Source organism: Sulfuricurvum sp. (genome assembly GCF_030691015.1).
Classification (GTDB): domain Bacteria; phylum Campylobacterota; class Campylobacteria; order Campylobacterales; family Sulfurimonadaceae; genus Sulfuricurvum.
The window spans coordinates 299695-313338 of sequence record NZ_JAUYFF010000001.1; the positions used below are offsets into that span (position 1 = coordinate 299695).

Annotated in this window: 13 protein-coding genes; 7 read left to right on the plus strand and 6 right to left on the minus strand. The window is 40.6% G+C overall.

The features are described 5' to 3' along the window. Positions 1–41: 41 nt before the first annotated feature. On the minus strand, positions 42–2099 hold the full coding sequence (locus Q8O20_RS01615) for a TonB-dependent siderophore receptor (protein WP_305529715.1): 2058 nt from the start codon (positions 2097–2099) through the stop codon (positions 42–44). Between the two features lie 253 nt (positions 2100–2352). On the opposite strand from Q8O20_RS01615, the gene Q8O20_RS01620 reads away from it, so the two are divergent. From Q8O20_RS01620 to Q8O20_RS01630, 3 genes are all read left to right on the plus strand, one after another. After that, positions 2353–4368, plus strand: coding sequence for a TonB-dependent siderophore receptor (locus Q8O20_RS01620; RefSeq protein ID WP_305529716.1), 2016 nt, complete (start codon positions 2353–2355; stop codon positions 4366–4368). 96 nt (positions 4369–4464) lie between these two features. After that, positions 4465–5895, plus strand: a complete 1431-nt coding sequence (locus tag Q8O20_RS01625) for a sensor histidine kinase (RefSeq protein WP_305529717.1) — start codon at positions 4465–4467, stop codon at positions 5893–5895. Continuing rightward, positions 5895–6425: a hypothetical protein gene (locus Q8O20_RS01630; protein ID WP_305529718.1), complete on the plus strand. Its 531-nt coding sequence runs from the start codon at positions 5895–5897 to the stop codon at positions 6423–6425. Before Q8O20_RS01625 ends, Q8O20_RS01630 begins: the two co-directional genes overlap by 1 nt. On the opposite strand, the gene Q8O20_RS01635 is transcribed toward Q8O20_RS01630, so the two are convergent. Continuing rightward, on the minus strand, positions 6422–7723 hold the full coding sequence (locus Q8O20_RS01635) for a sensor domain-containing diguanylate cyclase (RefSeq protein ID WP_305529719.1): 1302 nt from the start codon (positions 7721–7723) through the stop codon (positions 6422–6424). The two genes, Q8O20_RS01630 and Q8O20_RS01635, sit on opposite strands and share 4 nt — an antisense overlap. Positions 7724–7931: 208 nt before the next feature. Between Q8O20_RS01635 and Q8O20_RS01640 the strand changes: the two genes are divergently transcribed. Continuing rightward, positions 7932–8201, plus strand: coding sequence for a hypothetical protein (locus Q8O20_RS01640; protein ID WP_305529720.1), 270 nt, complete (start codon positions 7932–7934; stop codon positions 8199–8201). A 12-nt stretch (positions 8202–8213) separates the two neighbouring features. On the opposite strand, the gene Q8O20_RS01645 is transcribed toward Q8O20_RS01640, so the two are convergent. After that, the gene (locus tag Q8O20_RS01645; protein WP_304738600.1) at positions 8214–8435 is read right to left on the minus strand and encodes a hypothetical protein; all 222 of its coding nucleotides are present in this window, start codon (positions 8433–8435) and stop codon (positions 8214–8216) included. A 29-nt stretch (positions 8436–8464) separates the two neighbouring features. Continuing rightward, positions 8465–9109, minus strand: a complete 645-nt coding sequence (locus Q8O20_RS01650; RefSeq protein ID WP_305529721.1) for a ParA family protein — start codon at positions 9107–9109, stop codon at positions 8465–8467. A gap of 146 nt (positions 9110–9255) precedes the next feature. On the opposite strand from Q8O20_RS01650, the gene Q8O20_RS01655 reads away from it, so the two are divergent. Together Q8O20_RS01655 and Q8O20_RS01660 are read left to right on the plus strand one after the other, a co-directional pair. Then, positions 9256–9660, plus strand: a complete 405-nt coding sequence (locus tag Q8O20_RS01655) for a hypothetical protein (RefSeq protein WP_305529722.1) — start codon at positions 9256–9258, stop codon at positions 9658–9660. 10 nt (positions 9661–9670) lie between these two features. After that, positions 9671–9979 (plus strand): hypothetical protein, encoded by a 309-nt coding sequence (locus tag Q8O20_RS01660; protein WP_305529723.1) that lies wholly within the window; start codon positions 9671–9673, stop codon positions 9977–9979. A 22-nt stretch (positions 9980–10001) separates the two neighbouring features. Here the strand turns inward: Q8O20_RS01660 and Q8O20_RS01665 are convergent, their stop codons facing one another. Then, positions 10002–11066 carry an AI-2E family transporter gene (locus tag Q8O20_RS01665; RefSeq protein ID WP_305529724.1) on the minus strand — a complete coding sequence of 355 codons (1065 nt, stop codon included), beginning with the start codon at positions 11064–11066 and terminating at the stop codon, positions 10002–10004. 12 nt (positions 11067–11078) lie between these two features. Then, the gene (locus tag Q8O20_RS01670) at positions 11079–12842 is read right to left on the minus strand and encodes an ABC transporter ATP-binding protein (protein WP_305529725.1); all 1764 of its coding nucleotides are present in this window, start codon (positions 12840–12842) and stop codon (positions 11079–11081) included. A 162-nt stretch (positions 12843–13004) separates the two neighbouring features. Here Q8O20_RS01670 and Q8O20_RS01675 point away from each other — a divergent pair, with 162 nt between their 5' ends. Further along, positions 13005–13601, plus strand: coding sequence for a peroxiredoxin (locus tag Q8O20_RS01675; protein ID WP_305529726.1), 597 nt, complete (start codon positions 13005–13007; stop codon positions 13599–13601). The last annotated feature ends 43 nt before the right edge of the window (positions 13602–13644 follow it).

Sequence of the window (13644 nt, forward strand, 5' to 3'; positions counted from 1 at the left end):
ACGTTTCAAACTCCCTCAAAAATAAAACCCAACACTAAATCTTAGAACCTTTTCTCGTACGTTACCAGCCAATTACGCCCTTCACGTCGCAACCCCTCATTTTTTCCTTGATACGACGGGTACATCACCGGTTCATTAAAAAGATTTTTCGCACTCACTGTTACAGTCGAAGATTCATCCATGTCATACGCTATCGTATGATCGATAATCATCGTAGAATCGTAGGTTACTCCGTTACCGGTGTTATCACGATCATATCCCTTTTTAGGACCGCTGTAATACCACGCCGTATTGAAGCTCAACGCTTCACTCCACGGATAGAGAAAATACCCCTTGCTCAACACCTCAGAAATCTCAGGACTTTGAAATAACACCGGATGAGTATAGCTGGGAGAAAAATACTCTGTTTTCACATAGGAGAAATTCGCCATCAATTCAGACCCGTTTCCGAAGCGGCGGGTAAACTCCAGCTCTGCCCCTTTGGCGTTGCGCTGTTTATGATTGGCATAATCCCCGACAAAAGAGGGAGGCTCATCTTCTATACGGTCAATCACATCTTGCATACGTGAGTAAAATAGGTTGCCTCGTATAATCGTAGACTCATTTTTATGGGTATATGCCAGTTCATACGTGTCGATCAGTTCCGGTGTCAAATTCGGATTTCCGTTTTTTAACCCTTCCTGTGCCGATTCAAACGCTTCAACGTACGAAGGGGCTCTGTACGAGCGTCCATAAACCGCTTTGAAAATATTGCCCTCATCAAGTCGATAGACAGTACCTAAACGGTAACTAAACATCGTTTCAAACAACGCATAATTATCTAACCTCACATTGGCGGAGAGATCCCAATCGTTGTTGATCGAATAGATATCCTGAACATAGGCAGATTTAATCCATTGATCGTTATCACCGTTTAACAATCCGTATTGTCCATCGAGATACACCAAAGAAGGGCTGAAGAAAGTAGGCCCACCATCTTGCTGATCTCGAATCGTTGCTCCAAAAACATTTTTTAGAGTATTGATCTTTTGCGCACCGACCCCGACCATCCACGCATGGTCTTCAATATTTTCCCCCTTAAGGTTCATATCAAGATAGGAATTTAATTGCCGATAGGTCGGGTTCATCCGTAATATCATGCCGCTTCCGCCATAATCTTGATACACCGTTGAGTCAAAGCTAAAGGCGTAATAGTTCACTCCGACTTTCGTTTCCAGACTCAGATCATGATCGAGGGTGTGTCTGTTTTGCAGTTCAACGATACCGCTTTGATTGTGCTGATAACCGCCCTCAACCGGCTCAAGCGTTTCATTCAATCCGTAAAAATTATCCGCTATTTCCGATTTGTATCGGGCGATCAATGTAAAATCGCTGTTTTTAGCAATGACCCCGATTGAATAATCTTCGAAACTCTCCAAACTATTATAATCTAAACGTTGATAGGATGCCTCTTGCGCCGCAACGAATGAACTGCCGGCATCTAGTTTTTTGTTGCTATGCTGATGATAGCTGTCAATTCCGACATTCCATTGACCTATATTGAGATGCTTGATAAATCCGGCTTTGGTATAATCATAACTCCCCACCGAGCCAAATACCGCATCACTCGTCCCGCTCTGCGAACTTTTTGTGATGACGTTGATCGCTCCGCTGAACGCTCCCGGGCCGTAAATCGTCGAAGCCGATCCGCGAAGCACTTCGATTCGGTCAATCAGTTCCACAGGGAAATCGAGGTAGAAATAGCTGGTGCTATAAAGATCGCTTCCGACATCTACTCCGTCGATATAGAGTTTATACTTGTCGAAAACAAAAGTATCGGGATTGTGAGCTCCGCGAATAATCACCTTTTTCCATCCCGTATGGAGAATCGATGTTTCGATCCCCGGAAGCAACCCAATCGCTTCATGCAGATTGCGGATACCGATTTTTTTAAGCTTATCGGCATGTAAAATAGAAACAACAGAGGGCTGATAATCGATATTGAGTTTGGTTTTGGTGGCGATGCCGGTCACTTCATTCAATAATGCACTAAAATCGTCATCAGCATCAATCGTGCTGGAAAAGAAAAGAAGAGTTATAAAAATACCGTAAAATTTCATCACTACTCTCGTCTACAAAATAGGCAAATTGTACCGCAATTAGCAGTAAATTAACTATCACTTAGAGAATATTCGTAATCCTTTCTTTGAAACAACCGTAATTTTTCTGTGGCGTGCAAAAGGAGAAGTGCCTTTTATGTTATTATTATGAGTAATCATCCATATAGTCCATTTAAAGCCTTTTTACCACGGAGCGCGATTGAAGCCTTTATCAGTTTTATTTATTTTACTCTTACTACCATCATCACTACTCTTGGCTGAAAATGATGATGATCTTGATAAAGTCTTAGAAGAAGCAACCTATATTGCGACAAAGACAAAGTTAAATGCCGATTATGTACCCGGAACGGTAACAGTAATCAGCGGTGAAAAATTAAAGTCGCTGGGAATAACCAATCTTGCGGAACAAAACGCGTTTGACATGATTGTCGGATTTGATTCATCAACCCTCTCCCTCCGAGGAGCGGGATCAATCTATGGAGCGCAAGGGAATAAAATCAAGTGGATGATCAATGACAAGCCGATAAGTTCCGAAATATGGGGAATTCCGAAACTGGGTGTCGGGCAGATAGTATTCCCGATCCCGACAGATGCGGTTGATCGAATCGAGATCATCAGAGGGCCCGGATCAGCGATTTATGGCGGTAACGCAATTTACGGCGTGGTTAATATTATTACAAAAAAAGAGACGGGTAGTGTGTTTACCACTCTATCGCAGATGGAAAGCAATAAATTCGGGAAAGGGGTAGGCGCCTACGGTACTTTTGAAAAAAATGATTTAGAAGTAACCACAATTGTCTCAGCGGATAAAAGTGACGGCTGGGATTTGCCGATAACCACCCAATCTCCGGCAAGGGATGGCAATCTTCCCAATGCAAGCAGAAACAATCTTTTTATGGCTGATATATCTTATAAAAATTTTGATTTCTGGACATACAGACTGGAAGCCAAGAATGACTATGCACGTTTGCAATGGGACCCCTCAAACTATCTGCCCCAAGATAATGATGAGCCTGTTCAATCCAATACCTACACCATGATAGGTGTGCAAGGAAAGTATAATGTTTCCAATGTTGTACTCACCGCAAAAGCCGGTATCAATCAATACACCAATCGGGCCGAAGTTGTATTCAAACCGTCATCCGTATTGGGAAATAATCCAAATCACCTAGACGGTGTACGAAAAGTTGATTACGTTGAAAGTACAAAATATGTTGAAGGAATTGTAGAAACAACGGTTGGATCCAACCGGTTGCTGGGCGGAGTCTATGCCGGTTTTCTCTCTGTTGATCAAGATGATGTTTTACAAACGTGGAGCGGTAACAACTATAACCCAGGTATATCAACCAATTTATTAACGGTAAATGATCCTAAAAGAATCAATAGAGCTTTGTACCTGCAGGATGAAATACTGCTAAATGACCAAAGTACGCTAACCCTCGGAACACGTTATGATACCTACAGTGACGGTAGGAATGCTTTATCTCCTAGAATAGCTTTTGTCTATATGCACGATGAATCCAATATTCTAAAAGCTCAATACTCAAGAGCTTTTAGACCGTCTAGCTTTTCAGAACAGTATTCTCCTAATAATCAGGTTTCAACGAAAACGTATGAATCAGAAACGGCCGATACGGTTGAGCTCTCTTACATTTTCAAAACAAAAGAGACCTCTATCAAAACAACAGCCTTTCATTCCAGAACTCATAATATGATTACGTATCATGATTTTACCTACGAAACGATAAATCTTGAGAGCCCGACAACCGTTAACGGACTTGAACTTGAGTTGAGCAAAAATTATGAAACGCTCAATCTTGGTGCAAATATGGCTTTTTATAAATCACACAGAGGAGAAGTACACCTGAGTAGAGGCGGTCTTGTGCTTAATTATGACCCCAGTGAGTTCGCATTGTCCTCTAAGGTGATGGCAAATGTATTCGCTACCCTCAACAGCGATACGCACTATCCGACGACATTATGGTATCACTATACCGGAAACAAAAACAGAGTCAATAATGCTATGCTGGATGCCAATGGCAACATCGTCACTATTTATACTACAAACGGTTCTACACCTGCTCAAGATTATTTGAATATCACACAAAAAATCAATGGAATATCCAAAGGGGTTGATTTGGAATTCGGTGTCAAAAATGTCTTTGGAAAAACACTAAAAACTCTCTATTTTCCGCTAAATCCGCCTAATACGAGTGATGTCCCCTACATGGGGCAGACGTTCTGGGTTAATTTGCTTTATAAATTCTAGTGAATATCAGACAAGCAGGGTAAAGTTGTCTGAACATTTAATCATAAATTAACCAATACTTATATATTATTAATTTATGTTACTACACATTGGATTATGATGACACATTCTCTTATCGGAAAATTCGCCTGGGTATTCTGGCTGCTTTACATTGCGGTTATTGCCCCTATCTTTATCTTTATTCAAATCAATGTCTCATCGGTTCTCAACGAAAGTGAAAAAGCAAAAGTTGAACTGGTTACCCAAACGCTCAAACCGATTATTTCAGCCTATCTGACATTCGAACAGCAAGATATGCTCAGCGATACTATGCGTACCTTTTTTCAAAATCCTAATATTCTGAAGGTATCGTTGATCGGTACAAACCAAAAGGTTATTTTTGAGCAACACTATCCCCACTCCAAAACAGAAGAGACAACAACCTTCTCTACCCCTGTGAGCGATTCCATTACCCATCAGAAACAAGCTACGCTTGTAATCAGTTACTCAAACAAATTTGTCCATGATCTTCAATATAAACTTTTTCTGCAGCTCATTCTTCTCTCTTTGTTTGCGTTGCTGATATTTTCCATTACCTACTTGTATTTTCGAAAACAGTTTTTTATTCTCCGCCTTTTGTCAAACTGGATGGGAAGCTACACCATAGATAAAGCTACCGAACCGTTCAAAAGTGATAATACGAATACCGAGATATTAACCATCACCTCTTCGGCCAATAAAATGCTCGAAACCATCGATAACTATCGTTGTCAAATGGAGCAGATCAATAATGAGCTTGAACATCGGGTCGAGACCGAAATTACCAAGCGTCGTGAAAAAGAACAGCTCCTGGTTCATCAATCCCGTCTTGCAGCAATGGGGGAGATGATAGAGAGCATTGCCCATCAATGGCGTCAACCTTTGAATATCATCGGATTGGCAATCGCCGACATCAATATGAAACGGGCACTTGGGTTGCTTGAAGATGCCGAGATTGAGAAAAATAATGCCATTATCAATAACAATCTTGCTTTTATGTCGAATACTATCGATGATTTCCGAAACTTTTTCAACATGGATAAAGAGTGTCTCAATTTTGACCCGATCCAACCCATCAATGAAATATTTACCCTTTTAGGCGAACAACTGCGCTATGCCAACATCACGTATCTCATACATAAAAAATGTGATGATGAGATCTTCGGTGTTGCCAATGAATTCAAACAAGTGATTTTAAATATTGTCAATAATGCTCAAGATGCCATTAAAAGCAAACAAGATCAAATCGGAGGAAAGATCGAAGTCACTTTGCGTTGCGATGCACATCATCTTTATATTGATATCAGCGATACAGGAGGAGGGGTGCCGCCTTCGATAGTCGAACGTATTTTTGACCCCTACTTTACAACCAAACTTCATAAAAAAGGGACCGGTATCGGACTTTATATGTCCAAAGTCATCATCGAACAACATTTTGAAGGCTCCCTCAGTGTGCGTAATACGCATGAAGGTGCCCTCTTCACATTGACTATGGCTCTGAGCCGATAATGAAAAAATCGATTCTTCTCTTTTGCATACCGTTTCTCCTATGGGGTAGTACGTATGATGCTACCTTATTGCAGATTGGGGCAAAACTATTTCCCAAAGTCGCAGTGATGGAAAAAGGGACAAAAGAACGTATTCAATCGAATGTAAATTTTATCATTATTACAACCCCCTCAAATAAAGTGGCTGCACAACGATTATCCGAGATGATTGAACGTCAATACGGCGGAACACTTAGCAATTATTCTCTTAACGTCTCAATTGTTTCGGCTAAAGAAGCTTTGGAGATCAAAAATGCGCATGGCTTTATTCTACTGCTAGATCCGGATGAGAGTATCCTCTCACCCCTGTTGGAACACGCACATGAGAATAAAATATTGACGTTTAGCTTCGATCCCGTATTACTTCAAAAAGGGGTGGCAATATCACTGTATATCGGAAGAAGCGTAAAACCTTATATCAATCTAACCACACTCAAACAGGTACCGTTTACTTTTGAATACGGTTTCTTGAAACTTTCTCAGTCTTATTAAGATTTATTAATCTCAATTCTATTTCTGCCGTTTTTCTTCGCTTCGTACATTGCTCCGTCCGCTTTTTCAAAAAGTGTTTTTTTAGTATCTTCTCCGCTTAGCTGAGCAATTCCAAAACTTAATGTCATATTCTTGTCGACGTAACTAAAGGTATGCGCTTCGACAATCTTTCTTAGATTTTCTGCTAAATTATACGCACCCGTCATATCGGTTGCCGGGGTTAAAACGACAAACTCTTCGCCCCCCCACCGTGCAAAAATATCTCCGTTTTTGATATTGCTTTCAACAAGGTTTACCAAGTCAATTAAAAGAATATCACCCGCCTGATGCCCATACGTATCATTTACCAGTTTAAAGTGATCAACATCAAAAATGATCAAACTGAGCGGTAGATTATTCTGCTTCGCATTGGCTATCTCTATGCTAAAAATATCTTCAAAATTTTCCCGATTGTTAATCCCCGTCAGTTTATCTCTGAACGCTTTTTGCTCCAATGTATTTGTCATGGAATAAAGTTCATCAACCTTATTCTTCATCGCTTTATTGATATTTCGCAACTGCTGTTTGGTCTCTTCTAACTCAGTGATATCGTGTCGGATCGCTATGTACTCTACAACATCTCCATCAACATCCAGAATCGGTATAACGGTGGTATCGACGATGTACTGCCCTCCGTCTTTTTTCATATTGGTGACCACACCGCTCCAGCTTTTTTTTGCTTTGATGGTGTCCCATAAATCTTTGAAAGCATCTCGAGGCATATCCGGATGTCGGATGATGTTGTGCGGTTTGCCTATCAGTTCATTTCTGGTGTATCCTGATATCTCACAAAACTTGTCATTGACATAAGTTATAACCCCTTTAGGGTTCGTTTTAGAGACAATATTGCTCAAATCAACCGCTTTTTTATATTCCGCCAAAAGATTTGAGTTTTCACTTTTATAATTGCTGTTTGAACTTATAAGATTTTCAAAATTGGATGCCAGATCATTCGCCATTTGCAACGTTAACGAATCAATTTCACTTTGGAGTGCATAGGAGAGATTTCCTTTTTCAAAAATCACCTGCTCTATCGCATTTTTGAGTTTTGTAATCAAGGTAAAAAGATCGGAGACTGTGACATTGTAATTATTCAAAAGTTGTAAAAAATCAATTTTTACTTGGCACTCCGTGACCGTTGCACGCCACTCAATTACACTGATGTAACAATCACAAAACTGGTAAAAAAGGTGGGTGTTTTTTTCAATGATAGGTAAAGAGTGTCGATGAAGTACATTTTGAACTTCACTTTGATCCATCCAAATTTTTATAATCTCATTTCTGCTTATACGCAAAAAATAGGAAAATTCTTCGCTATTGATAATTTTAATCACATTTACTCACTTCTAAATTTTCTTATCTACTCACTACTATTGTTGATTGTAGTATAAAAATAATAAAACTTCTTATAAGTAGAGTGGCTACTCGCTATAATCTTGATACTATAATCTCACTCCCGGAGGGCTTATGAAAGGTATTGGCACTGTGTTGGCCGTTTTGATGTTAACGGCAGCCTTATATGCTGAAAACAGAGAAAAAAAATGGATACCCATTGAGCCAATCACCTCAAATCACGTTTCTAAGCTTGAGAGTAATACTTCCAAACTTCAAAGCGGCAATAAAACGATTCAAAATTTAAAAATCATTAAAAACCTGCTCGATCATGTCAACAAGGGGGGCGTTACTCCAGAAAATGAAAGAACCTGGTACTCCCTTGAGCCAATGGATGATAATTGATAGCTTCCCCTTTTATATCAATCCGTCACGCTGCATCCGCTCTTGAAGCGATATAAGGATATAAGCGCTTACCGTTCCTCCATGAAATTCTCGGATTTTATCTTCCCACTCTATCGGAATAGTAATCAGCTTCTTTTTCTTCTCTTTATCACCTTTGAGATGCTCTTCTCTCTCACTCATTGCGGCAGAACTTTTCACTTTTTCGATATTTTGAAGAAAACTTTTTTTTGCCATTTTATATCCTTTATATATATTTTAAATATTTATTTTATATTTAAAATAGATTTTACTTCCGCAAATAACTCATCCATCTCTTGATCGGCTTTACTAAAAATACGATACTCTTTGATACTTTTGCCCTCACCGACGGAATGGGCGATATCGACCCGTTGCCGTAACACGGAGGTAAGCAGTTCAAAGTGATCCGACATACAAATAAAATCGACCAAATCCCCAAACCGTTTCATTGCCGGATTGATGTTATTAAAAAGGACATGCGTTTTTATACTCTCACCTTGTATATCGGAGAGGCTTCTGAGGATATCTTCGTATTTCTGCAATCCCATCAAATCAAAAGGTTTATCGCTCACCGGGGTGATAAGAAGATCCGAAGCTATGATAGCAATGCGATTATAGGCACTGTCAAATCCGCCTGAATCGATAATCGTAAGGGTATCCTCCGAATCTGCCGCTGCATACTCCGCCAACTCTTCGGCAGTGTTAAAATGGAGCATTTGGATCGGTGCGAGGTGATGTTCTTGGCGCAGAGCATTGGTCACGGTAAGGGAGCGTTGCGTATCAAGATCAACGATGCGGGTATCGATAAAATTTGAGAAGTGTACGGCAAGATTCCACGCTACCGTAGATTTACCGACTCCCCCCTTTTGATGCGAAAGGGTAAGGATCATTTATATGCCTTATGTATTTTTAAAATATTGAAAGTATATATTTTAGATACTTAAAGTAGATCAAACCAGAAAGTAAAAAATAACATATTGATTTACCTATTATCTAAAAGAGGAGTATAATTAACATTATCGCGAAAGGAGCTAGTATGACTGAGCAACAACTTCTTACTTTATTTGTCGGGGTCATCGCGATATGTATGGTATTCATTACTATTGTAATTGTTTTAATCGGTATCAATTCGATGAAAACAATGGAAAAAGCACAGGAATTTATGACTAATCTCCAAAATGAACTTAGTTTCCTCTCTACCAAGGCCGTATTAACCCTCCATGAAGTAAATGGACTACTCGGTCAACTCAAAGAGGAAACAAAATCAATTGGAGATAAATCCAAACTCTCATTGCATGAATTGCATGATTTGATTTCGTATCTCCATGACGAAACCAAAGAGCTTGCTCTCAAAGCTTCCAACGGCATCGCAAAAGTGACCATCGGCTCACTCGCAATCGGGGCACTTTCGCAATTTTTAAAGAAAAAAAACACACCTTAGGAGAAATAAAATGAATCAAGACAATACTCTCAGCTTTGTATTAGGTGCCGCGCTCGGCGGAGTTGCAGGATACTACCTCTTTAAACATCAAGACCAAATCGTTGATAAAATCCATGAACTCGAAGGAAATCTCCATATCGATCACAACACTCTTATCGACAAAGCAAAAAGCAAACTCGATACACTGACCCAAAGTGTTCAATCTACCATTGAGCGGTATACCCACGGCAATGAAGATAAATCGGCTGATGAAATTACCGCTATTATGGCTGAATTGGCAAAGCTACGTGAAGAAGTTAGAGAACTCAGAACCCATTAAATTGGGTTCTTCTCGAATACTATTAACGAAGATGACGTGACGTTTTACGAAGCATCCGAAGCGTCGTTAGAGTAAAAGCCACAATCGCCGGTCCGAAGATAAATCCCCAGAATCCAAATGTTGCCAATCCTCCCACAATAGCAAAGAAAATCATAAATTCATTCATACGATTTTTTCCGTCACTTAACTTCCGATTGACAAAATTTAGGATCAGCAACTTCACAATATTATCAATAAAAAATGCCATCATAGCCCATGAATAGAGTGAAATGATCAGCGCGTTCATGATATTGCCCTCAAAATATTCATGTAGAGCAACCGGAACCCATATTAATGCGGTACCGATAACAGGAATAACCGCTGAAATAGCCGTCATAAATCCAAGTAAAAAGGGGTTATATCCTTCAAAAAAAGCAATGAAGATTCCAAACGCCAACCCTTGCGCCAGCATAACACCGCCCAATGAATAAAATACGACCGCCGTTGTCGTCATCATATCGCTAAAAAATGCCCGCTTAATGGTACGGGAAAGGGGGATAATAGGAAGAATAAAAAGCATCATACTGCGTCCGTACCAACTCAGAAAAAAGAAAAATACGACAATCATAGCCATCTCAGCAAGCATAACCATAAACGTTTGGAGTCCATTACCTAGCCAAGCGGCAAGAGTGGCTATGATCTCATCTTTATGTGCTTTTCCTAAAAGGATCAAATTATCCAGAGGCTCCTTCATCCATCCTAAAAAAGTGGGAAGATAATCGGTAATCGTATCAATTTGATCACTCAGGGCCCGAAGGGTTCCAACTACATTGGCAGGTTGATCAAATAGATAGTATAAAAACATTGCAATAGGAACAAAAAGAATAAGAGAGAGTCCTAATGTCACAATACCGGCCGCAAGAACTGATGCCATAGATGAAAGACGCTCAATATGGCGTATGTTAGTTTCAACAGCACGATAGAGCGGAAATACAACGATAGCTAATAAAAATGCGATAAAGAAACTTTTTATAAAGGGCAAAAAGAGCCAGGTGACAAGTCCCAAGGCAGAAAAAATCATAAATCGGACAAAAAGTTTATTTTCCATGAATACTCCTAGTTAGTGCTGATGAGTGACAAAGTTTTTAAAACTTCCGTCTTGATGTTCCAATACTTCACGGCTTCCCTCTTCCAAAACCGTCCCGTTTTCAAGAACATAGATATAATCGGCTCGGGTAATGGTGCTAAGCCTGTGAGCAATGATAATAACCGTTTTGTCCCGTAAAAACGGTTCCAAAGCTTCAAAAAGTGCCGATTCGGTATGGACATCCAGTGCCGAAGTTGATTCGTCAAATATAACCGCTTTAGGGTTAGAGAGGACCATTCGTGCGATTGAGAGACGCTGACGCTGACCGCCTGAGAGACGGATGCCCAGCTTTCCAACCTGTGTTTCCAAGCCCTGTGGAAGCGAACGGACAAAATCTTCAAGCTGTGCAACTTCAAGAGCGTTCCAAATTATCTCATCACTAATCTCATCGCCCATACTCAGATTAAATCGAAGCGTATCATTAAACATCAGCGGTTGCTGCAAGACAACAAACACCGCCTCACGTACCCGTGAAAAACCGATATCTTTAACACTCACACCATTATAGAGTATATTACCAGATGTGGGGGAATAAAAGCCGACCAACAATTGAGAAAGGGTACTTTTTCCGCTCCCGCTCGCACCGATGATCGCTACTGTACTGCCTGAGCATATATCGATATTCACCCCCTTCAGTACCGGCTCTTTTTCATCGTATCCAAATACTAAATCACGGGTTTGAATCGAAAGAGAAGTGCTATTTTCCAATACATTCGACGTAGAAGAATGTTTCTCCTCGGTAGGAAGGGAAAGCAACTCATTAAGCCTAAAGAGGGCATTTTTGGCATTGGCAAAGCTGTACTGCATTGAGAGCAAATCCTGCACGGGGGTCATCATAAACCACAGATATCCGAATATCCCAAACATCAATCCGATGGAGAGATCCGAATAAAGAACCATCACTAGTCCAAGTGCTCTAAAAATCTCAAATCCACTGAGAAACAAGGTGTAGGAGTAACGTTCTCCCCGCAACGCCTTGATTCCGTATTCGCTGGCACTCTGACGCAATCTCTGCGACTGGGTGATCGCACTCGCGATAAACCGCTCCTCTTTGTTACTCGCCCGTATCTGACCGAACAGATCGCACATCTGTGTCAAGTTATCGGAGAGTTCGCCGATGGTTCGGTTTTGCTCTTTTTTAAGTTTTCCGACACTTCCCGATATTTTACGGGTCACAATCATAATTAGGGGCTGAAAAACGATAATAAGAATTCCAAACAAAGGGTTAATCCAGATCAGCACGCCCGCTACTCCGATGAGCGTTGTGACAGAGACAATCAGTTTAGAGAGAGCGCTTCCCAAAAACTGCTCAATCGTATCGATGTCGGTGATTAGATGGGTGATCACTTTACCGCTTCCGAGCCGCTCATACGCAGACATCGAAACATGTTTAAGATGTTCCAATGCTCTCACACGGATCGTAAAGCTTAGTTCTTGCGACAGGGTGATAAAAAAACGCTGCGATGCAACGCTGAGAAGAAAAAACAAAAAACGCAAAAAGATCGTCACTGCCAGCACGACCCCGATGTAGAGAAGAGGCTCATGCAAAGGGGTGAAAAAATCGATTGCGTCTGTGATACCTCCCCCTTTTTTAAGAAGCACCTCATCGACAAGAAGGGGTATCAACAGAGGAATCGGGATAGAGATTAAGGTGGCAAGAATGGCTATGATATTGCCCCACACTAATGAGCGTTTATGTGCTAACATCATCGAAAAAAGGGTTTTAAAAGTCAACATAAAGAGATTATATCTAAAGAGGAGATAATGGTATGCAAGTGGTATTCTAAATAATAAAAATTTTCCTTTAGACTTTATGGTTACTTTCCTGTAACTTATTTGAATTAATCTTCGTGTGTTACAATTTCCCTACATTAAACACAAACCACACAAGGAAATCGCATGCTCGTTACTAAAAAAGCTCCAGACTTTACTGCTACTACCGTTCTTGGGAACAACCAAATCGTTGATAACTTCAACCTCTATGAAAACCTCGGCGAAAAAGGTGCCGTATTGTTCTTCTATCCGTTGGACTTTACGTTCGTATGTCCGTCTGAACTTATCGCGTTCGATCACCGTCTTGATGCGTTCACAGAACGTGGAATCAACGTTATCGGTGTATCAGTTGACTCACAATTCAGCCACTTTGCATGGAAAAATACTCCGGTAAACCAAGGCGGTATCGGACAAGTTCGTTACCCACTCGTAGCCGATTTGAACAAACAAATTTCACGTGATTACGATGTATTGCTCGGTGATTCTGTAGCACTTCGCGGATCATTCTTGCTTGACAAAGACGGAACAGTTCGTCACGCGGTTATCAACGACCTTCCGCTTGGACGTAACATCGATGAGATGCTTCGTATGATCGATGCGATGTTATTCACCAACGAGCACGGTGAAGTTTGTCCTGCAGGTTGGGCAAAAGGGGATGCGGGTATGAAAGCAAGCACTGAGGGTGTTGCTGAATACCTTTCTGCTCACTCTGATAGCCTTTAATCTTTCCTTTTCCCCTTTCGGGGAAGCCACTTTTAATCCAAAA

Bases quoted from the DNA above. Each gene is read 5' to 3' on its own strand.
- Q8O20_RS01670 (WP_305529725.1), bottom strand. From the start codon at position 12,842: ATGTTGACTTTTAAAACCCTTTTTTCGATGATGTTAGCACATAAACGC.
- Q8O20_RS01635 (WP_305529719.1), bottom strand. From the start codon at position 7,723: ATGGATCAAAGTGAAGTTCAAAATGTACTTCATCGACACTCTTTACCT.
- Q8O20_RS01655 (WP_305529722.1), top strand. From the start codon at position 9,256: ATGACTGAGCAACAACTTCTTACTTTATTTGTCGGGGTCATCGCGATA.
- Q8O20_RS01665 (WP_305529724.1), bottom strand. From the start codon at position 11,066: ATGGAAAATAAACTTTTTGTCCGATTTATGATTTTTTCTGCCTTGGGA.
- Q8O20_RS01625 (WP_305529717.1), top strand. From the start codon at position 4,465: ATGATGACACATTCTCTTATCGGAAAATTCGCCTGGGTATTCTGGCTG.
- Q8O20_RS01640 (WP_305529720.1), top strand. From the start codon at position 7,932: ATGAAAGGTATTGGCACTGTGTTGGCCGTTTTGATGTTAACGGCAGCC.
- Q8O20_RS01675 (WP_305529726.1), top strand. From the start codon at position 13,005: ATGCTCGTTACTAAAAAAGCTCCAGACTTTACTGCTACTACCGTTCTT.
- Q8O20_RS01650 (WP_305529721.1), bottom strand. From the start codon at position 9,109: ATGATCCTTACCCTTTCGCATCAAAAGGGGGGAGTCGGTAAATCTACG.
- Q8O20_RS01660 (WP_305529723.1), top strand. From the start codon at position 9,671: ATGAATCAAGACAATACTCTCAGCTTTGTATTAGGTGCCGCGCTCGGC.
- Q8O20_RS01615 (WP_305529715.1), bottom strand. From the start codon at position 2,099: ATGAAATTTTACGGTATTTTTATAACTCTTCTTTTCTTTTCCAGCACG.
- Q8O20_RS01645 (WP_304738600.1), bottom strand. From the start codon at position 8,435: ATGGCAAAAAAAAGTTTTCTTCAAAATATCGAAAAAGTGAAAAGTTCT.
- Q8O20_RS01630 (WP_305529718.1), top strand. From the start codon at position 5,895: ATGAAAAAATCGATTCTTCTCTTTTGCATACCGTTTCTCCTATGGGGT.